This is a genomic window from Ochrobactrum sp. SSR, assembly GCF_030067775.1.
Lineage (GTDB): Bacteria > Pseudomonadota > Alphaproteobacteria > Rhizobiales > Rhizobiaceae > Brucella > Brucella teleogrylli.
This window is the reverse complement of record NZ_CP125970.1, coordinates 630,193-647,805: the sequence shown is the minus strand read 5'-3', so window position 1 is coordinate 647,805 and position 17,613 is coordinate 630,193. Positions and strand designations below refer to the sequence as shown.

Sequence of the window (17,613 nt, the reverse complement as noted above, 5' to 3'; positions counted from 1 at the left end):
TCTGACTGTCAGGATGCTGCGCGCGTGGATTGCGCGAAGCATCCCAAAGGAGGTTGCAATGCAAGTGGGTAATGCCCGCTACAGAACGGGTTCCGACATTCCGGACCTGGTTCCGATATTTCCGCTGAAAGGTGCCCTGCTTTTGCCCGGCGGCCAACTGCCGCTGAACATATTCGAGCCGCGTTATCTGGCGATGGTGGAAAACGCGCTTGCCGGAAAGCGGATCATCGGCATGATCCAGCCGCAAATCGATGACGACGACGACGAGGGCGTCAATGAACTGGACGAAAGCCTTCGTCCGCCGCTGAGCAGCATTGGGTGTCTCGGTCGCATAACGACCTATGCGGAGACCGGCGACGGACGGCTTCTGATCACGCTTCAGGGCATTTGCCGTTTCCGTATCAAGGAGGAGGTCAATTGCCGCCAGCCTTATCGCCAGTGCCGGATCATGCCGTTTCTGGCCGATCTGGAAGAGGCGCGCGACACGGCTGATATCGACCGTGAAGCGCTGCTTCGTGCCTTCCGCGACTATCTGGAAGCGCATAATCTGGAAGCCGACTGGGAAAGCATCTCCCGCGCCGGAAATGAAACGCTCGTCAATGCGCTGTCGATCATGTCGCCCTTTGGGCCTGCCGAAAAGCAGGCATTGCTGGAGGCGCCCGACCTCAAGACGCGTGCTGCGACGCTGATCGCCATTACGGAAATGGTGCTGGCGAGAGTGAAAGACGACGATTACGGATCGCGCCTGCAATGATCCGGAGGATATGAAATGGTGAATGATAAAACTGAAACCGGCAGCATCGATGTGCGCCTTCTGGAACTGCTTGTCTGTCCGCTGACCAAAGGCGCGCTGGAATATGACGCGGAGCACAGCGAACTGATTTCGCGCAAGGCAAAGCTTGCCTATCCGGTGCGCGGCGGCATACCCATCATGCTGCCATCCGAAGCGCGGACGCTTGTGGACTGAGTGTCAGCATAGGTTATTTAATTTCTGCACAAGCCTCGATCTTTTTCATAAGTTTCATGCCTGCTGATTGTTGCCTGCCACGCAACAGGGCTCTATAACCCTCCCGGAACTTTGAAAAACAATTTCGGAAGACGCCCGGTTTTTCGTAATTGTGCATTGAAAAACAGAGGCTTGGCATTATGGCAACCAGAAAACTTCTTCTCCTGCCCGGCGATGGCATCGGTCCCGAAGCCATGGCGGAAGTCCGCAAGATCATCGCTTACCTCAATTCGGACCTTAAGCTCGGCTTTGAAACCGAAGAAGGTCTGGTTGGCGGCTGCGCTTACGACGCGCACGGTCAGGCGATTTCGGATGCCGATATGGAGAAGGCGCTGGCAGCCGATGCCACGCTGTTTGGCGCTGTTGGCGGCCCGAAGTGGGATAGCGTGCCTTATGAAGTGCGCCCGGAAGCCGGTCTTCTGCGCCTGCGCAAGGACATGCAGCTTTACGCAAACTTGCGTCCGGCCATTTGCTATCCGGCGCTCGCACATTCCTCTTCGCTGAAGCCGGAAGTGATCGAAGGCCTCGACATTCTTATCCTGCGCGAATTGACCGGCGGCGTTTACTTCGGCGAGCCGAAGGAAATCATCGACCTCGGCAACGGCCAGAAGCGCGGGATCGACACGCAGGTTTATGACACCTACGAAATCGAGCGCATCACCGATGTGGCTTTTGAGCTGGCGCGCACGCGCCGCAACAAGGTCACCTCGATGGAAAAGCGCAATGTGATGAAGTCGGGCGTGCTCTGGAATCAGGTCGTCACCGCGCGTCACAAGGAAAAGCATTCCGACGTGGAACTGGAACACATGCTGGCCGACGCTGGCGGCATGCAGCTCGTCCGCTGGCCGAAGCAGTTCGACGTCATCGTGACCGACAATCTGTTCGGTGACATGCTGTCGGACGTCGCTGCCATGCTGACCGGTTCGCTCGGCATGTTGCCGTCGGCTTCGCTTGGCGCAGTCGATGCCAAGACCGGCAAGCGCAAGGCGCTTTACGAGCCGGTCCATGGCTCCGCACCGGATATCGCTGGCAAGGGCATTGCAAACCCGATCGCCATGATCGCGTCGCTGGCCATGTGCCTGCGTTATTCGTTCAATCTGGTTGCCGAAGCCGACCGTCTGGAAGCAGCGATTGCCGGTGTTCTGGACGATGGCATCCGCACGGCGGACATCTGGTCGGAAGGCACAACCAAGGTTGGCACCACCGAAATGGGTGATGCGATCCTCGCCAAATTCAAGGCGCTTTCGGCTTAATCACCCGCTGAAGAATTGCGAAATTGGAAAGCCCGCCGGATAGTTCCGGCGGGCTTTTTCTTATTGAAATAAACGCCCGATTTGAGGCTGTAATTTCTGCATAGACGGATAAGAATGCGTGTCATGTTGTTCACGCTTCCAAACCAAGACAAACTTTACGACGCGCTGTTGGCCCGCGATGCCTCTTATGAGGGCAGGGCCTACGTCGGTGTCGTTTCCACCGGCATTTTTTGCCGCCTGACTTGCCCGGCGCGCAAGCCGCGCCGGGAAAACTGCCGTTTTTTCGCTTCGGTTGCCGAATGCATGGCGGATGGTTTTCGCGCCTGCAAAAGGTGCCATCCGTTGCAGCCTGCAGCCGAAGCGGAGCCTTCCATCAAGAGATTGCTCGATGCTCTGGAAGCCGATCCCGAACGGCGATGGAGCGAAGATGATGTCGCGCGCATGGGGCTTGATCTCTCCACCGTGCGGCGCAGCTTCCGGCGACATTTCGGCATGACATTTCTGGAAATGGCGCGGCAGGAACGTTTGCGTCACGGCTTTCAGGCATTGGCTGACGGAGGCCGGGTCATCGACGCGCAGATCGATGCGGGCTTTGAATCGCCGGAGGCGTTCCGCAGCGCCTTTGGCCGTATTCTTGGTCTTCCTCCCGCAAAACTGCGCGGCGACGGTCTGTTGCGCGCCGATTGGATCAAGTCGCCGCTCGGAACGATGATTGCCATTTGCGATGCGAAAAACCTGCATCTGCTGGAATTTGCCGACCGCAAGGCGCTCTCTTCCGAGTTGAAGAAACTCTATGCGACTTCTCGTGGAGATATCGGTATTGGTCGCTTCAACACGCATGATCTGGTCGAGCGGCAGCTGAATGCTTTCTTTGCAGGCAAGTCGCCGACCTTCGATCTGCCCATGGTCTTGCATGGCAGCGCGTTCATGCAGTCCGTGTGGCGGGAACTTCAGACGATTGGGGCAGGGGAAACACGCAGCTATAGCGAGTTGGCGCAAGCAATCGACAAGCCGCTTGCGGTGAGGGCTGTTGCGCGGGCCAATGGTGCCAATCAGATTGCCATCATCATACCGTGTCATCGCGTGATCGGCGCCGACGGATCATTGACCGGCTATGGCGGCGGTCTCTGGCGCAAGCAGAAACTGATTGAGATCGAAGCGCAATATCGCTGAAAATTCGTTGGGTGTACGCAAAAACGCCGCCCTTTCGGGGCGGCGTTTCGCATTGTCGTTATTGCCGGATTAGTCGAGCTTGTGCAGATCGACGCCCTTGGTTTCCTTCACGAAGATCATGCCGATCACGAAGGTGATGGAGGCGATGACGATCGGATACCAGAGGCCATAGTAGATGTCGCCCTTGGCCGCGCTGAGTGCGAACACGCCAGCCGGAAGCAGACCACCGAACCAGCCATTGCCGATATGGTAAGGCAGCGACATGCCGGTGTAGCGGATGCGGGTCGGGAACATTTCCACCAGGATTGCAGCGATTGGGCCATAAACCATCGTCACATAGATGACGAGGATGGTCAGGATCGCAATCGTCATGACCCAGTTCACCTTGGCAGGGTCTGCCACCATCTTGAATGCGCCTGCATTCGGAATGGTGTAGACGGCCTGATCGGTGCTGACGCCGAGACCTTCGGCTTCAGTCTGGGTCAGGAGCTTCTGCTTGACCAGATCGGCAGCAGGAACCATCGCCTTATCGCCACCGCGGACAGCATCAGCACTCAGCTGGAGTTCCGGATTGGCGGCCAGGAAGGCGTCAAGCTTGCTGTCCGGCACCTTGGCAGGATCGCGGACCAGTGGGAAGCCTGCCTTCTGGAGAGCCAGGTTCACGCCATGAGCGAGTTCAGCCTGCTTGCCGGCAGCACCTGCACCAGCCTGAACGGCATCAAAGGACGTAATCGTCGCGTCGCCGATGGTGACGGTTGCAGGCGTTCCAGCCGCAGCGGTCTGCACGACTTCGTAAGGCACCGAGCTCTTGGCGAGGAAGCTGGTCGCAACATCGCAGGAGCTGGTAAACTTGGACGTGCCGGTGGCGTTGAACTGGAAGTTACAATCGCCAGGGGCCGCGGTGACGGTTGCCTTGATGGTCTGCTCAGCCTGCGCCAGCGCCGGATTTGCGGCATTGGTCAGCGCCTTGAACAGCGGGAAGTAGGTTACAGCCGCCAGAAGCAGGCCCGCCATGATGATCGGCTTACGGCCGATCTTGTCCGACAGCCAGCCGAAGAAGACGAAGCCGCCGGTGCCGAGCAGCAGGGCGATAGCAACCATGATATTGGCCGACTGATTTTCCACCTTCAAAACGTTCTGAAGGAAGAACAATGCGTAGAACTGGCCGCAATACCAGACCACGGCCTGACCGGCGGTGAGGCCGAACAATGCGATAAGCGCGATCTTGGCATTTTTCCACTGGCCGAAAGCTTCGGATAGCGGAGCCTTCGAGGTCTTGCCTTCTTCCTTCATGCGCTTGAACGCAGGCGACTCGCTCATCTGCATGCGGATCCAGACGGAAATACCGAGCAGGAGAACCGAGACGAGGAACGGAATACGCCAGCCCCAGGCGGCAAAGGCTTCCTTGCTCATCATAGTCTGGATGCCGAGGATCACCAGCAACGACAGGAACAGGCCAAGCGTTGCAGTGGTCTGAATCCACGAGGTGAAGAAACCGCGACGGTTATTCGGCGCATGTTCTGCGACATAGGTTGCCGCGCCACCATATTCGCCACCGAGTGCGAGACCCTGAAGCATGCGCAGCACGATCAGGATGATGGGCGCCAGAATGCCGAGCGTTGCCGAACCAGGCAGAAGACCGACCAAAAAGGTCGATGCGCCCATGATGACGATGGTGACGAGAAAGGTGTATTTGCGTCCGACGAGATCGCCAAGGCGACCGAAGACGAGCGCACCGAACGGACGCACCAGAAAGCCCGCCGCAAAAGCCAGCAGGACGAAGATGTTGCGCGTTGCTTCGGGATATTCGTTGAAGAAGGCTGCGCCGATAAAGGAAGCGAGCGTTCCGTAAAGGTAAAAGTCGTACCATTCGAAGACGGTACCAAGCGACGATGCAAAGATGACTTTGCGTTCTTCGCCCGTCATTTTCTGCGTGCCGACATCGGCACTTGACGAGACTGCCATTAATCTGTCCTCCCAAACAGAGCCCTTAAAGGGCAATGCAAGACTGGGGTTCATTCGACGTACAAATGTAACCAGTCCGATGCGCCGCCTTGTATCCCAACAAGTGAGGCGCACTCCTCACCAAATTATGATGAACCTAAAAAAGGAGATTCGGGCAGTAGTCTTTAGTATGAGACAAAATCGACAGCTTGACGCCCGCCGGTTTTGCTTGCGGTGCAAAAAAATACAGGGCGGAAGCGGTGGAGAATTGACTCCATTCATAAAGCGCGTAAAAGCAATGCCGAACGAAGGAGAACTCGCGTGCAACGCGTTAACGTAGCGTCAGTTTCGTCTGGAACTGCCGGCATGAATGCCGGAGCAGTACGCATGCCTTCGATTACCAAAAAACTCACGGCCATCACTAAAACGACCACGAAAACGGTCTGATTCCCTTGGCCTGCTCGCCCTCTCCCCGGGTCTGGCCCGGGGACGGAAAACCCGCGTGGCCTGCGGGGTTCCGGATCTGGAAGCGGAGAGGGACAGGAGACGAAAAATGGGTTTCAAGGTAGCAGTAGTCGGCGCCACCGGTAATGTCGGGCGCGAAATGCTCAATATTCTAGAAGAACGCGGTTTTCCAGCCGATGAAGTTGTGGCGCTCGCATCGCGTCGCAGCCAGGGCACGGAAGTATCTTACGGCGACAAGACGCTGAAGGTTCGCGCGCTCGACACTTACGATTTTTCCGACACGGACATTTGCCTGATGTCTGCTGGCGGCAATATTTCGAAGGAATGGTCGCCGAAGATCGGCAAGCAGGGCTGCGTCGTCATCGATAATTCGTCGGCCTGGCGTTACGACATGGACGTGCCGCTGATCGTGCCGGAAGTAAACCCGGATGCCATCACGGGCTTCACCAAGAAGAACATTATTGCCAACCCGAACTGCTCGACTGCGCAGCTCGTTGTTGCGCTGAAGCCGCTGCATGACGCTGCCAAGATCAAGCGCGTCGTCGTTTCGACCTACCAGTCGGTTTCCGGCGCGGGCAAGGAAGGTATGGACGAGCTGTTCGAACAGTCGCGCGCTGTGTTCGTTGCTGACCCGGTCACGGCGAAGAAGTTCACCAAGCGCATTGCGTTCAACGTGATCCCGCACATCGATGTCTTCATGGAAGACGGTTACACCAAGGAAGAATGGAAGATGGTGGCCGAAACCAAGAAGATGCTCGATCCGAAGATCAAGCTGACGGCAACCGCAGTGCGCGTTCCTGTCTTCATCGGTCATTCGGAAGCGGTGAATATCGAGTTCGAAAACCCGCTTTCGCCGGAAGAAGCCCGCGAAATCCTGCGCGAAGCGCCGGGTTGCCAGGTTATCGACAAGCGCGAAGACGGCGGCTACATCACGCCATATGAATCTGCTGGTGAAGACGCGACTTATATCAGCCGTATCCGTGAAGACATTACTGTCGAAAACGGTCTGGCCATGTGGGTCGTCTCGGACAATCTGCGCAAGGGCGCAGCGCTCAATACGATCCAGATTGCAGAACTGTTGGTCGCTCGCGGCCTGATCAAGCCAAAGGCGCTTGCTGCCTGATAGAGCTTGTTATGTAGTGAAATGCAAAAGCGCCGGGAAACCGGCGCTTTTATTTTGCGGCGAATATCTAGCGTTCCACGCTGTCGGCAAGATTGCCGCGAATGTCGAGCAGGCGGGAGCGCAAATCCTTCAGCTCATCGACGGGCTGACCGAGCGCACAGAGAATTTGATCCGGTACAGATTCAGCCGCTTCCCGTAACATAAGTCCTTCGTCCGTAAGTGTGATGCGCACTTGCCGTTCGTCCTGTGGATCGCGGCGGCGCGTGATGCGTCCTGCCGTTTCAAGCCGTTTCAGGAGTGGCGTCAGCGTCCCTGAATCGAGATGGAGCTTCGCGCCGATTTCGGAAACGGTCTGGTCGTCCTTTTCCCACAGCACCAGCATCACCAGGAACTGCGGATAGGTCAGGTCCAGTTTGCTCAAGATCGGCTGGTATGCGCGCGTCAGCGCATTTGCGGTCGAATAAATCGCAAAGCAGAGCATGTTTGAAAGTTTGAGAAAAGAGTCCTGTGTCATGCGCCAATTCCTTCGAGCGCTGTTCCAGCGCATATCCTTCATACCATAAATCATGCGCAATTGCATTGTGCATCACTTAATTGTGAGAAATGATTTTGCAAAATTAGATTGCGCACAATTTAATTTTCGATAGCTTGTCTTCGGAGACAAATTATCACCGAAGGAGAAATCGAATGGCTATTCTCTACACCACCCAGTCCACAGCAACCGGCGGACGCACGGGCAGCGCCAAGACCGCAGATGGTCGTCTTAGCGTCGTTCTCGACACGCCGAAGGAACTCGGTGGTCAGGGCGGCGAGGGCACCAATCCCGAGCAGCTTTTTGCGTCCGGCTATGCGGCCTGCTTCCTTGGCGCGCTGAAGTTTGTTGCTTCGAAGGAAAAGGTTGCCATTGCTGCCGACAGCACTGTGACAGCAACCGTTGGCATCGGCCCGCGCGAAGACGGCACCGGCTTCGGTCTCGATGTTGCGCTTGAAGTGGCGCTTCCGGGTGTCGAGAAGGCAAAGGCGCAGGAGCTGGTCAATGCGGCTCACATTGTTTGCCCTTATTCGCATGCCACGCGCGGTAATATCGACGTGCGCTTGAGCGTCGCCTGACCCAAACAAAAAGGCGCCCGATCAGGGCGCCTTTTTGAATTGATATTCGGCAGAAATTATTCTGCCTGGGCTTCGATGGCTTCCATGTCGTCATCCGACAGGCCAAAGTGATGGCCGATCTCATGGATAAGCACATGGGTGACGATATCGCCCAGCGTCTCCTGATTTTCAGACCAGTAATCCAGAATGGCGCGACGATAGAGCGTGATGCGGTTGGGACCATCGCCGGTCTGCAGGCTGAAACGCTCGCCAATGCCGCGACCTTCAAAAAGGCCGAGCAGGTCGAATGGCGTGTCCAGCCCCATATCCTCGATGATCTGGTCTTCAGGAAAATCGGCGATCTGGATGATGATGTCGCCGCACAACGCACGAAACTCCTGCGGCAGATGCGCAAGAGCTTCAATCGCGATGGATTCAACTTCGTCCAGCGAGGGCGAGAAACGTCCCGCCCAGTCGCCGCTTTGATCTTCTCGGGCCATTCCAGCCAATCGTGTCCTGTTCAATTGCTCAGGCCACAGGGCTTAAAGGCCGCGTAAATTGCATTGTGTGTCATCAGGCCCAGGGACGCAGTTCGGCGCGCTTGGCTTCGAACGTGTCGATGCTCTTTGCCTTTTCCATGGTCAGGCCGATATCGTCCAGACCGTTGAGCAGGCAGTGGCGCTTGAAGTCGTCGAGATCGAAGGAAATCGTGCCGCCGTCAGGGCCATGAATTTCCTTTGCTTCGAGATCGACGGTGAGGGTGGCATTGGCACCGCGCGAGGCGTCGTCCATCAGCTTGTCGAGATCTTCCTGGCTGACCTTGATCGGCAGAATGCCGTTCTTGAAGCAGTTATTATAGAAGATGTCGGCAAACGAGGTCGAAATCACGCAACGGATACCAAAATCGAGCAGAGCCCAAGGGGCGTGCTCGCGCGAGGAGCCGCAGCCGAAATTATCGCCTGCAACCAGGATCTGGGCATTGCGATAGCCGGGCTTGTTCAGCACGAAATCAGGGTTTTCGGAACCGTCTTCATTAAAGCGCATTTCCGCAAACAGTCCCTTGCTCAGGCCCGTGCGCTTGATCGTCTTCAGGTAATCCTTCGGAATGATCATATCCGTGTCGATGTTGACGATCGGCAGGGAGCGGCGACGCCGGTGAGCTTGGTGAACTTATCCATGTCCTGAACCTGTCGGTTGGGTATTTGCTATATTGCGAACTGGTTTACATCAGCATTGCCGAGAGTCAACGTTTCAGGCCCAAACTGCCCAATAGGTCGCAACCTGCGGCGAATTTATCGAACCATCCAGACCGTTTTGAGGCGATCCGGACGGTTCGATAGTTGATTACTGCGCATAATCCTGTCGGGAAATCCCGTCAACCTTTCTGAATCATGCGCTGTAAATGCCGCATCCGCAATTATTGGACGTTCAACGCCACACCGCCGCTCTCGCTGCCGGTCAGGCGGCGGGATTTTCCGTCACTGCCGACAACAATGGTAAAGCGCCGGCGCCGCATCGACATATTTGGCGAAACGGCGACATCGATCGCCGGGTCGAATTGCAATGTGATCCGCCACAGGTCGGGCTTGATTGTTTCCTCGACGGCTATAATACGAGCGTCGAAGGGCGTGGTGTGAAACATGCCGGAGATGCGCTGGCCGACACGGTAGGGGGCGGTGTCGTCCTGCGCGGCAACCGGTGTTGCTTCCACCTTGCCGCCCGTGGCGGCAAGCGTGTTCCAGTCACGCGTGCCTGACTGGCGGGCCACGAGATCAAGCGCCTTACCGTGGCTGATGGTGATGCCTTCCTCGCTCAAAGCCTGCCGCAAACGGCGAGCCTGATGCTTGAAGTCAATAGTGGTGTGCCCAGCGGTCAAAGCTGTGGTCATGGTTTTCGCTCCTGATTGTGAGCGGCGTTTTCATGAACGGGTGCCCGCATTGCCGTTTCTGCCGTCACGGGACAGGAACGTGTATTTCGAATGCTTTACCGTGGCTTGAAACCTGCGGGCGGCTGGCGCATTCAACCGAAGGCTGGAAAATAGGCGGGCAGGGCACGGATTTCAAGCCCCCGCTTTGAAGGGAGCTTTAACCCGCTCCCAAGGCTTGCACCGTGTCGCAGTTCCGTGCACAAATCGGCCATGAAAACAATCGCTCGTCCACGCCGTTCCGTTCTGTTCGTTCCTGCCGCCAATCCGCGCGCGCTGGAAAAATCGCTCACGCTTGCAGCCGATTGCGTGATCTACGATCTGGAAGATTCCGTTGCGCCCGAAGCAAAGCAATCAGCGCGCGAGGCGTTGGTTGCGCATTTTGCAGCGCATCCGAAACCGGCCTTTGAGCGGATCATTCGCGTCAATTCTGGCGAGACGCCATGGGGCAAGGATGATGTGGCCGCAGCGGCTGATATGGGTGCCGACGCCATTCTCCTGCCGAAGGTCGAGCGACCGCAGGACATTATCGATGCGGCCAATCGGCTTGATCGCAAGGATGCTGATCCGTCTGTCGGCGTTTGGGCGATGATTGAAACTCCGCGCGGCATTTTGAACGCGGATGAAATAGCCATGCTCGGCCATCGCTCGGCAGTGCGGCTCGCCTGTTTCGTTGTTGGTCCGAACGATATTGCACGGGAAACTGGTGTTCGCCCGCAAGCCGGGCGGCCTTATCTCGTGCCGTGGCTGATGCAGATCATTCTCGCGGCGCGAGCAGGCGGGTTTACTGTTCTCGATGGCGTGTTCAACGATTTTCGCGATTCTGTCGGCTTTGAAGCCGAGTGTTTGCAAGGGGCCGCGATGGGCTTCGACGGCAAGACGCTTATTCATCCGGGTCAGATCGAGGCCGCCAATCGCGCCTTCTCACCGACGGATGAGGAAGTGGCGCATGCACGGGCCGTTGTCGATCTGTTTGCTCAACCAGAAAATGCGGATAAGGGCGTTGTGTCACTGGATGGCCAGATGATCGAACGGCTGCATCTGGCAATGGCCGAAAAGCTGCTCGCGAAAGCATTTCCAGCAAAAGTGTGAAACGGTTTTGCGTTTGGAAATGCGTAATAAATAGAACCAACGCGGGCCTGAAATTTAACAAAGGAAGACAGACTATGAAGCTCTATCGTTTCATCACCGGACCGGATGATTCCGCATTTTGCCACCGCGTTACGGCGGCGCTCAACAAGGGCTGGCAGCTCCATGGCTCGCCGACCTATGCCTTCAATGCGGCAACCGGCGTGATGCAGTGCGGCCAGCCGGTTGTGAAGGAAGTTGATGGCGTTGACTATACGCCGGATATAAAGCTCGGCGAATATTGATGGCCGTCCGTCGCATCGTCGCCAATATAGCTGCCAGCGACCCTGCGGCGGCAAAACGCTTCTATGGCGAATTGTTGGGCCTCGACGTGGCGATGGATTTCGGCTGGATCGTGACCTATGCCACCGATGCGCAGGCGCGCGTGCAGGTGAGCATCATGCGTGAAGGTGGTTCGGGCACGCCGGTGCCCGATCTTTCCATCGAGGTGGACGACGTAGACGCCACGCTGGAGCAGGCAATCGCGATGGGGTTTCCTATCGAATACGGTCCGGCGGATGAGGATTGGGGCGTGCGCCGCTTTTTCGTACGCGATCCTTTTGGGCGGTTGGTCAATATCCTGACCCATAAGAACTGAAAAGGCCGGTTTCCCGGCCTTTTGCTTGATTAGTTCAACCCGCGCTTTTCGATCATCGCATCCGGTGTCGGCATCTTGCCGCGGAATGCTTTGTACAGATCTTCCGGGTCGCGACTGCCGCCAGCGGCATAGATGTGCTGCTCCAGCTTGGCGGCGAGTTCCGGGTTGAAAGCGTCGCCGGTTTCCTCGAAAGCCGAGAACGCATCCGCATCCAGCACTTCCGACCACATGTAGGAATAGTAACCGGCGGAGTAGCCATCGCCGGAGAACACATGGGTGAAATGCGGTGTGCGGTGGCGCATGATGATCGCATCAGGCATGGAAAGCTTTTCGAGCGTTTTTGCCTCGAAGGACAGCGGATCGGCGATCTTCTCATTACCGGTATGGAAAGCCATATCCACCAGCGCGGACGCGGTAAATTCAACCGTGTTGAAACCGGCATTGAACGAACGCGCCGCCAAAACCTTATCGAGCAGGGCTTTCGGCATTGCTTCGCCGGTGCGGTAATGCACGGCGTATTTTTCCAGAACGGCGGGTACGGTCAGCCAATGTTCGTAAAGCTGCGACGGCAGTTCCACGAAATCGCGCGATACGGCAGTGCCGGAAACGGCAGGCCACGTCACATCCGATAGAAGTCCGTGCAGCGCATGGCCGAACTCGTGGAACAGCGTGCGGGCATCATCGAGCGACAGCAGGGCGGGTTCACCGGCCTTCGGCTTGGCGAAATTCATCACATTGTAGATGATCGGCTTCTGGCCGCCGTCGAGCTTGTGGCTGGATTGCAGCGCACTCATCCAAGCGCCGGAACGCTTCGATGTCCGGGCGAAATAATCGCCGAGGAAAAGACCGCGTTCGCTGCCATCCGGGTTGAAAACCTGAAACACGCGCACGTCCGGGTGCCAGGCGGCAATGCCCTTCTTCTCTTCGAAGCGAACGCCGAACAGGCGCGTGGCCACATCGAAGCTCGCTTCGATGATCTTTTCCAGTTGCAGATAAGGCTTTAACTCGGCCTCGTCGAAGGCAAAGCGTTCGGCCCGCAACTTTTCTGCATAGAAACGCCAGTCCCATGGCGCGACTTTGTGATTGCTGCCATCGGCGGCGATCAGGCGCTCAAGCTCTGCCTGTTCTTCACCAGCCTTTGCGCGTGCCTTGTCCCAAACGGGTTCCAGCAGGTCCATGACGGCCTTTGGCGTCTTGGCCATGGTGTCGTCCAGCTTATAGGCTGCAAAATTGGCATAGCCGAGCAGATGGGCCTTGCGCTCGCGCAGTTCGACCATCTCACGCACAATCTCGCGATTGTCGGAGTCGTTGCCATTCTCGCCGCGCTTGGCCCAGGCATTGAAAGCCTGCTCGCGTAAGGCGCGGTTTTCTGAGAAGGTGAGGAATGGCTCGACGATGGAACGCGACAGCGTAACTGCATAAGCATCCGGTTTGCCGCGTTCGCTTGCTGCGCTCTGCATGGCGTTTTTCAGAAAATCCGGCAGCCCGGCGAGATCGGCTTCATCGGTGATGAACAGTGCCCAGCTCGACTCGTCTTTCAGCACATTCTGGCCGAAGCGTGCACCGAGACCGGCAAGCTTCTCGTTGATGCCAGCGAGTTCCGCCTTGCCAGCTTCATCGAGTTTCGCGCCGGACCGGACAAAACCCTTCCAGGTCTTTTCCAGAACGCGTTTGGTTTCCGTGTCGAGATCAAGCAGATCGCGATTGTCATAGAGCGCGTCGATCCGGGCGAACAAAGCCGGGTCCATCATGATGCGCGAATAATGACGCGACATTTTCGGCGCAATTTCCCGCTCCAGTGCTTGAATGGTGTCGTTGCTATGGGCGCCTGCGCGCATCCAGAAAATGGCCGACACATGGTCAAGCGCCTTGCCTGTCAGTTGCAAGGCCTTCAGCGTGTTTTCGATGGTTGCTTCGCCAGTTGCGCTGGCAATGGCTTCCACCTCGGCGAGATCGGATGCGAGCGCTGCCTCAAAGGCTGGCGCGAAATCGTCGTCTTTGAATGCGGTGAAATCCGGCAGGCCCAGCGGTCCGGTCCATTCTGTGAGCGCATGATTATAGGTGGGCTTGTCGGACATGATGAAACTCCGGATCAAATGAATTCGATGGTCAAGACTTAAGGTTTCGGTGTCGGGTGAGCAAGGGCGTTCAACCGGCTTTTACGGTTAAGGCGCCAGACGACAGCATTCGACGCCTTGCTCGCAAAAACCTCTTCAGATTACTGTGTGGGGCTTGACTTTAAGGGCGACCAAGCGCACATCACGCTGGCTGTCCGAAGTCTCTTTGCGACAGCAATCTTCAACCGGAGTTTTATTCTCTTATGCCCAGCGACAGTCACAGTCGATTGTGTCAGCCGTCAAGGTAGCCGTGTACTGATCGCTTGAGGTCAGCTTGCACGATCTGCCTTTGACGGCGGATCGACGGAAAGGCAAGCTTAATGACCGACAACAACTTCTCTCCGGAAGTGCTTGATGTTGCCGACCTCCCGGCGGCTGCGATTGCTGCACGTATCGCCGAAATGCATACGGGCGATGCCGTTGAGCTATTGAACGAGCTCGAAGATGATGACGCAATCTCCGTCTTCGGACAGCTCACCCATGAAGATGCCATCCGCCTGCTTGACCAGCCGGAACTGCATCGTACCGCCGAAATCGTAGCGGCGCTTGCGCCGGGGCTTGCGAGCCTTCTTTTGGACGGTATGTCAGCTGACCGTTCGACGGACGTGTTTCAGGAACTCGACGAGGGTGACCGTGCGCGGCTGTTCGCCATTCTGGCCCCGGAAACCAAGGCCAATCTGAAAAAACTTATGGGCTATCCGCCGAATACGGCCGGTTCGCTCATGACGACCGAATTCATCGCCGTGCCGTCGAACTGGAATGTGGCCGAGACGCTCGATCATATTCGCAAGGTAGAGCGCACGCGCGAAACCGTCTACGCGATTTACGTGGTTGATCCGAAGTCCCGCGCCCTTGAAGGCGTGGTCAGCCTGCGCCGCCTGATCATCCGCGAGCCGGAAGAACCGATTCTGTCGATTGTCCGTGACGAAGAACCGATCACCATTGCGCCACTCACCAGCCGCGAAGACGTTGCGCGCCTGTTCCGCAAGCACGATCTTCTGGCCGTCCCCGTTGTGGATGAAAGCCGCCATATCATCGGCATTGTGACGGTGGACGACGTGCTTGACGCCATCACCGAAGATGCCAGCGAAGACGCCTATCGCTTCGGCGGCATGGAGGCGCTGGACAAGCCTTATATGCGCATTGGCTTCGGCGAAATGTTGAAGAAGCGCGCTGGCTGGCTGGGCGTTCTGTTTCTTGGCGAGATGCTAACGGCGAGCGCCATGCAGCATTTCGAGATGGAGCTGGAAAAGGCGCTCGTGCTGACGCTGTTCATTCCGCTCATCATGTCGTCGGGCGGTAATTCCGGTTCGCAGGCCACCTCGCTGATTATCCGTGCGCTGGCCTTGCAGGAAGTGAAGCTCAAGGATTGGTGGCGTGTCGCGTTGCGCGAACTGCCGACCGGGCTTGCTCTCGGCAGTTTCCTCGGCCTGATCGGCATTGTCCGCATTGCCGTGTGGCAGACGATTGGCATCTATGACTATGGAGAACACTGGATTCTGGTCGCTCTGACCGTCGGCATGGCGCTCGTCTGTATCGTGATGTTCGGCTCGCTGACTGGCTCAATGCTGCCTTTTGCGTTGAAACGGCTTGGATTCGATCCGGCCAGTGCGTCAGCGCCTTTCGTGGCGACATTGGTCGATGTGACGGGTCTTGTCATTTATTTCAGCGTCGCCATTGTCATACTTTCTGGCACTTTGTTGTAGCGCTTGGTGCCGACTCCGCACGCCGACTGACAAAAAACTGACAGAATGACGGTGTAAAAGCGCCGATAAACAAGGGTTTTTCGCGAGAAATAAGGGGCAGTGTCGCGCTGCCCCTTTCTAAAACGCAAAAAAACCTGTAAGAGCGCCGCATTGTTTTTCCGCGCGGGTCTGTTGGCGCGGCTCCCAACTCATATAGAAGTGATCTCCATATGGAATTGCGTAATATCGCTATTATCGCACACGTCGATCATGGCAAAACCACACTGGTCGATGAACTGCTGAAGCAGTCTGGCTCGTTCCGCGACAACCAGCGCGTTGCAGAACGCATGATGGATTCCAACGACATCGAAAAGGAACGCGGGATCACCATTCTCGCCAAGGCGACCTCGGTTGTCTGGAAGAATACCCGCATCAACATCGTCGACACACCCGGCCACGCCGACTTCGGCGGTGAAGTTGAGCGTATCCTTTCGATGGTGGACGGCGCTATCGTTCTCGTTGACGCCGCCGAAGGCCCGATGCCGCAGACGAAGTTCGTCGTTGGCAAGGCGCTGAAGGTTGGTCTGCGTCCGATCGTTGCGATCAACAAGATCGACCGTCCGGATGGCCGTCATGAAGAAGTCATCAACGAAGTGTTCGACCTCTTCGCCAATCTCGACGCTACCGACGAACAGCTGGACTTCCCGATCCTGTACGGTTCTGGCCGTAACGGCTGGATGGCGCTGAACCCGGAAGGTCCGCAGGACGAAGGTCTGGCCCCGCTGTTTGACCTCGTGCTCAAGCACGTTCCGGCACCGAAGGTTGCTGAAGGCCCGTTCCGCATGATCGGCACGATCCTTGAAGCCGATCCGTTCCTTGGCCGCATCATCACCGGACGCATCCATTCCGGCTCGATCAAGTCGAACCAGGCCGTCAAGGTTCTCGGTCAGGACGGTTCGCTGCTCGAAACCGGTCGTATCTCGAAGATTCTCGCATTCCGCGGCATCGAACGTCAGGCCATCGACGAAGCACAGGCAGGCGACATTGTTGCCATTGCCGGTCTTTCGAAGGGCACCGTTGCAGACACGTTCTGCGATCCTTCGGTCAGCGAGCCTCTGGCAGCGCAGCCAATCGATCCGCCGACCGTGACCATGTCCTTCATCGTCAACGACAGCCCTTATGCGGGCACTGAAGGCGACAAGGTAACGAGCCGCGTTATTCGTGACCGTCTGCTCAAGGAAGCAGAAGGCAACGTTGCGCTCAAGATCGAAGAATCGAACGAAAAAGATTCGTTCTTCGTGTCGGGTCGTGGTGAATTGCAGCTCGCAGTTTTGATCGAAAACATGCGCCGCGAAGGCTTCGAACTTGGCGTTTCGCGTCCGCGCGTCGTCATGAAGGACGGCGAAAACGGCGAGAAGCTTGAGCCGATCGAAGAAGTCGTCATCGACGTCGATGAAGAATATTCGGGCACCGTTGTTCAGAAGATGTCGGAACGCAAGGCCGAAATGGTCGAGCTGCGTCCTTCGGGCGGCAACCGCGTTCGTATGGTGTTCTACGCACCGACCCGTGGTCTGATCGGCTATCAGTCGGAACTTCTGACCGATACGCGCGGCACGGCGATCATGAACCGTCTGTTCCACGATTATCAGCCATATAAGGGTGAAATCTCGGGCCGTAACAACGGCGTTCTGATTTCCAACGATCAGGGCGAAGCTGTTGCTTACGCGCTGTTCAACCTTGAAGATCGCGGCCCGATGATCATCGACGCTGGCGTCAAGGTCTATCAGGGCATGCTGATCGGCATTCATAGCCGCGACAACGATCTGGAAGTCAACGTTCTGAAGGGCAAGAAGCTCACCAACATCCGCGCCGCTGGCAAGGATGAAGCCGTGAAGCTCACCCCGCCGATCAAGATGACGCTGGAACGCGCCCTGTCATGGATTCAGGACGACGAACTGGTTGAAGTGACGCCGAAGTCGATCCGCCTTCGCAAGCTCTATCTCGATCCGAATGAGCGCAAGCGCTTTGAAAAGAGCAAGTCGAGCGCTGCATAAGTTCGACAACACAAAAGAAAACGGCGCCTTCGGGCGCCGTTTTTGTTTGCAGTT

General features: G+C 56.9%; 16 protein-coding genes and 1 pseudogene. 11 read left to right on the top strand and 6 right to left on the bottom strand.

Features of this window, described 5'->3' with window-relative positions:
- Window positions 1–58: 58 nt before the first annotated feature.
- The 4 genes from QLQ11_RS14485 (at window position 59) to QLQ11_RS14470 (ending at window position 3,432) form a co-directional block, all read left to right on the top strand.
- A complete protein-coding gene (locus QLQ11_RS14485) occupies window positions 59–754 on the top strand; it encodes an LON peptidase substrate-binding domain-containing protein (protein ID WP_109367977.1) in 696 nt (231 codons plus the stop codon).
- 18 nt (window positions 755–772) lie between these two features.
- The gene (locus QLQ11_RS14480) at window positions 773–967 is read left to right on the top strand and encodes a Trm112 family protein (RefSeq protein ID WP_109367978.1); all 195 of its coding nucleotides are present in this window, start codon (window positions 773–775) and stop codon (window positions 965–967) included.
- Window positions 968–1,146: 179 nt separating this feature from the next.
- Window positions 1,147–2,259, top strand: coding sequence for a 3-isopropylmalate dehydrogenase (leuB, locus tag QLQ11_RS14475; RefSeq protein WP_078336896.1), 1,113 nt, complete (start codon window positions 1,147–1,149; stop codon window positions 2,257–2,259).
- Between the two features lie 123 nt (window positions 2,260–2,382).
- Window positions 2,383–3,432 carry a bifunctional transcriptional activator/DNA repair enzyme AdaA gene (locus QLQ11_RS14470; RefSeq protein WP_283736290.1) on the top strand — a complete coding sequence of 350 codons (1,050 nt, stop codon included), beginning with the start codon at window positions 2,383–2,385 and terminating at the stop codon, window positions 3,430–3,432.
- 69 nt (window positions 3,433–3,501) lie between these two features.
- On the opposite strand, the gene QLQ11_RS14465 is transcribed toward QLQ11_RS14470, so the two are convergent.
- Window positions 3,502–5,397 carry an MFS transporter gene (locus tag QLQ11_RS14465; RefSeq protein ID WP_109367283.1) on the bottom strand — a complete coding sequence of 632 codons (1,896 nt, stop codon included), beginning with the start codon at window positions 5,395–5,397 and terminating at the stop codon, window positions 3,502–3,504.
- A gap of 532 nt (window positions 5,398–5,929) precedes the next feature.
- Between QLQ11_RS14465 and QLQ11_RS14460 the strand changes: the two genes are divergently transcribed.
- The gene (locus QLQ11_RS14460; RefSeq protein WP_109367284.1) at window positions 5,930–6,964 is read left to right on the top strand and encodes an aspartate-semialdehyde dehydrogenase; all 1,035 of its coding nucleotides are present in this window, start codon (window positions 5,930–5,932) and stop codon (window positions 6,962–6,964) included.
- A gap of 67 nt (window positions 6,965–7,031) precedes the next feature.
- Here the strand turns inward: QLQ11_RS14460 and QLQ11_RS14455 are convergent, their stop codons facing one another.
- Window positions 7,032–7,478: a MarR family winged helix-turn-helix transcriptional regulator gene (locus QLQ11_RS14455; protein ID WP_121538362.1), complete on the bottom strand. Its 447-nt coding sequence runs from the start codon at window positions 7,476–7,478 to the stop codon at window positions 7,032–7,034.
- 173 nt (window positions 7,479–7,651) lie between these two features.
- On the opposite strand from QLQ11_RS14455, the gene QLQ11_RS14450 reads away from it, so the two are divergent.
- Window positions 7,652–8,074: an organic hydroperoxide resistance protein gene (locus QLQ11_RS14450; RefSeq protein WP_109367285.1), complete on the top strand. Its 423-nt coding sequence runs from the start codon at window positions 7,652–7,654 to the stop codon at window positions 8,072–8,074.
- A gap of 56 nt (window positions 8,075–8,130) precedes the next feature.
- Here the strand turns inward: QLQ11_RS14450 and QLQ11_RS14445 are convergent, their stop codons facing one another.
- The 3 genes and pseudogenes from QLQ11_RS14445 to QLQ11_RS14435 all read right to left on the bottom strand — a co-directional run bounded on the left by QLQ11_RS14445 (window position 8,131) and on the right by QLQ11_RS14435 (window position 9,941).
- Window positions 8,131–8,553: a metallopeptidase family protein gene (locus QLQ11_RS14445; RefSeq protein WP_109367286.1), complete on the bottom strand. Its 423-nt coding sequence runs from the start codon at window positions 8,551–8,553 to the stop codon at window positions 8,131–8,133.
- A 73-nt stretch (window positions 8,554–8,626) separates the two neighbouring features.
- Window positions 8,627–9,231, bottom strand: a pseudogene (leuD, locus tag QLQ11_RS14440) (3-isopropylmalate dehydratase small subunit).
- Between the two features lie 239 nt (window positions 9,232–9,470).
- Window positions 9,471–9,941, bottom strand: a complete 471-nt coding sequence (locus QLQ11_RS14435; protein WP_109367288.1) for a glyoxalase superfamily protein — start codon at window positions 9,939–9,941, stop codon at window positions 9,471–9,473.
- Between the two features lie 249 nt (window positions 9,942–10,190).
- Between QLQ11_RS14435 and QLQ11_RS14430 the strand changes: the two genes are divergently transcribed.
- From QLQ11_RS14430 to QLQ11_RS14420, 3 genes are all read left to right on the top strand, one after another.
- Window positions 10,191–11,069, top strand: a complete 879-nt coding sequence (locus QLQ11_RS14430; protein ID WP_109367289.1) for a CoA ester lyase — start codon at window positions 10,191–10,193, stop codon at window positions 11,067–11,069.
- Between the two features lie 74 nt (window positions 11,070–11,143).
- Window positions 11,144–11,350 carry a DUF1737 domain-containing protein gene (locus tag QLQ11_RS14425; protein ID WP_109367290.1) on the top strand — a complete coding sequence of 69 codons (207 nt, stop codon included), beginning with the start codon at window positions 11,144–11,146 and terminating at the stop codon, window positions 11,348–11,350.
- Complete coding sequence (locus tag QLQ11_RS14420) at window positions 11,350–11,703, top strand: VOC family protein (RefSeq protein ID WP_109367291.1); 354 nt, start codon at window positions 11,350–11,352, stop codon at window positions 11,701–11,703. Before QLQ11_RS14425 ends, QLQ11_RS14420 begins: the two co-directional genes overlap by 1 nt.
- Window positions 11,704–11,732: 29 nt before the next feature.
- Here the strand turns inward: QLQ11_RS14420 and QLQ11_RS14415 are convergent, their stop codons facing one another.
- Window positions 11,733–13,781 (bottom strand): M3 family metallopeptidase, encoded by a 2,049-nt coding sequence (locus QLQ11_RS14415; protein ID WP_109367292.1) that lies wholly within the window; start codon window positions 13,779–13,781, stop codon window positions 11,733–11,735.
- 359 nt (window positions 13,782–14,140) lie between these two features.
- On the opposite strand from QLQ11_RS14415, the gene mgtE reads away from it, so the two are divergent.
- Window positions 14,141–15,526 carry a magnesium transporter gene (mgtE, locus tag QLQ11_RS14410; protein WP_109367293.1) on the top strand — a complete coding sequence of 462 codons (1,386 nt, stop codon included), beginning with the start codon at window positions 14,141–14,143 and terminating at the stop codon, window positions 15,524–15,526.
- Window positions 15,527–15,735: 209 nt separating this feature from the next.
- Window positions 15,736–17,559 carry a translational GTPase TypA gene (typA, locus tag QLQ11_RS14405; RefSeq protein ID WP_109367294.1) on the top strand — a complete coding sequence of 608 codons (1,824 nt, stop codon included), beginning with the start codon at window positions 15,736–15,738 and terminating at the stop codon, window positions 17,557–17,559.
- Window positions 17,560–17,613: the final 54 nt, after the last annotated feature.

What these genes read in the sequence shown, in the direction of transcription:
- QLQ11_RS14470 (WP_283736290.1), top strand. Translation starts at nt 2,383, where the DNA reads ATGTTGTTCACGCTTCCAAACCAAGACAAACTTTACGACGCGCTGTTG.
- QLQ11_RS14455 (WP_121538362.1), bottom strand. Translation starts at nt 7,478, where the DNA reads ATGACACAGGACTCTTTTCTCAAACTTTCAAACATGCTCTGCTTTGCG.
- QLQ11_RS14450 (WP_109367285.1), top strand. Translation starts at nt 7,652, where the DNA reads ATGGCTATTCTCTACACCACCCAGTCCACAGCAACCGGCGGACGCACG.
- QLQ11_RS14420 (WP_109367291.1), top strand. Translation starts at nt 11,350, where the DNA reads ATGGCCGTCCGTCGCATCGTCGCCAATATAGCTGCCAGCGACCCTGCG.
- QLQ11_RS14415 (WP_109367292.1), bottom strand. Translation starts at nt 13,781, where the DNA reads ATGTCCGACAAGCCCACCTATAATCATGCGCTCACAGAATGGACCGGA.
- QLQ11_RS14485 (WP_109367977.1), top strand. Translation starts at nt 59, where the DNA reads ATGCAAGTGGGTAATGCCCGCTACAGAACGGGTTCCGACATTCCGGAC.
- typA (WP_109367294.1), top strand. Translation starts at nt 15,736, where the DNA reads ATGGAATTGCGTAATATCGCTATTATCGCACACGTCGATCATGGCAAA.
- QLQ11_RS14430 (WP_109367289.1), top strand. Translation starts at nt 10,191, where the DNA reads ATGAAAACAATCGCTCGTCCACGCCGTTCCGTTCTGTTCGTTCCTGCC.
- leuB (WP_078336896.1), top strand. Translation starts at nt 1,147, where the DNA reads ATGGCAACCAGAAAACTTCTTCTCCTGCCCGGCGATGGCATCGGTCCC.
- QLQ11_RS14425 (WP_109367290.1), top strand. Translation starts at nt 11,144, where the DNA reads ATGAAGCTCTATCGTTTCATCACCGGACCGGATGATTCCGCATTTTGC.
- mgtE (WP_109367293.1), top strand. Translation starts at nt 14,141, where the DNA reads ATGACCGACAACAACTTCTCTCCGGAAGTGCTTGATGTTGCCGACCTC.
- QLQ11_RS14435 (WP_109367288.1), bottom strand. Translation starts at nt 9,941, where the DNA reads ATGACCACAGCTTTGACCGCTGGGCACACCACTATTGACTTCAAGCAT.
- QLQ11_RS14465 (WP_109367283.1), bottom strand. Translation starts at nt 5,397, where the DNA reads ATGGCAGTCTCGTCAAGTGCCGATGTCGGCACGCAGAAAATGACGGGC.
- QLQ11_RS14445 (WP_109367286.1), bottom strand. Translation starts at nt 8,553, where the DNA reads ATGGCCCGAGAAGATCAAAGCGGCGACTGGGCGGGACGTTTCTCGCCC.
- QLQ11_RS14460 (WP_109367284.1), top strand. Translation starts at nt 5,930, where the DNA reads ATGGGTTTCAAGGTAGCAGTAGTCGGCGCCACCGGTAATGTCGGGCGC.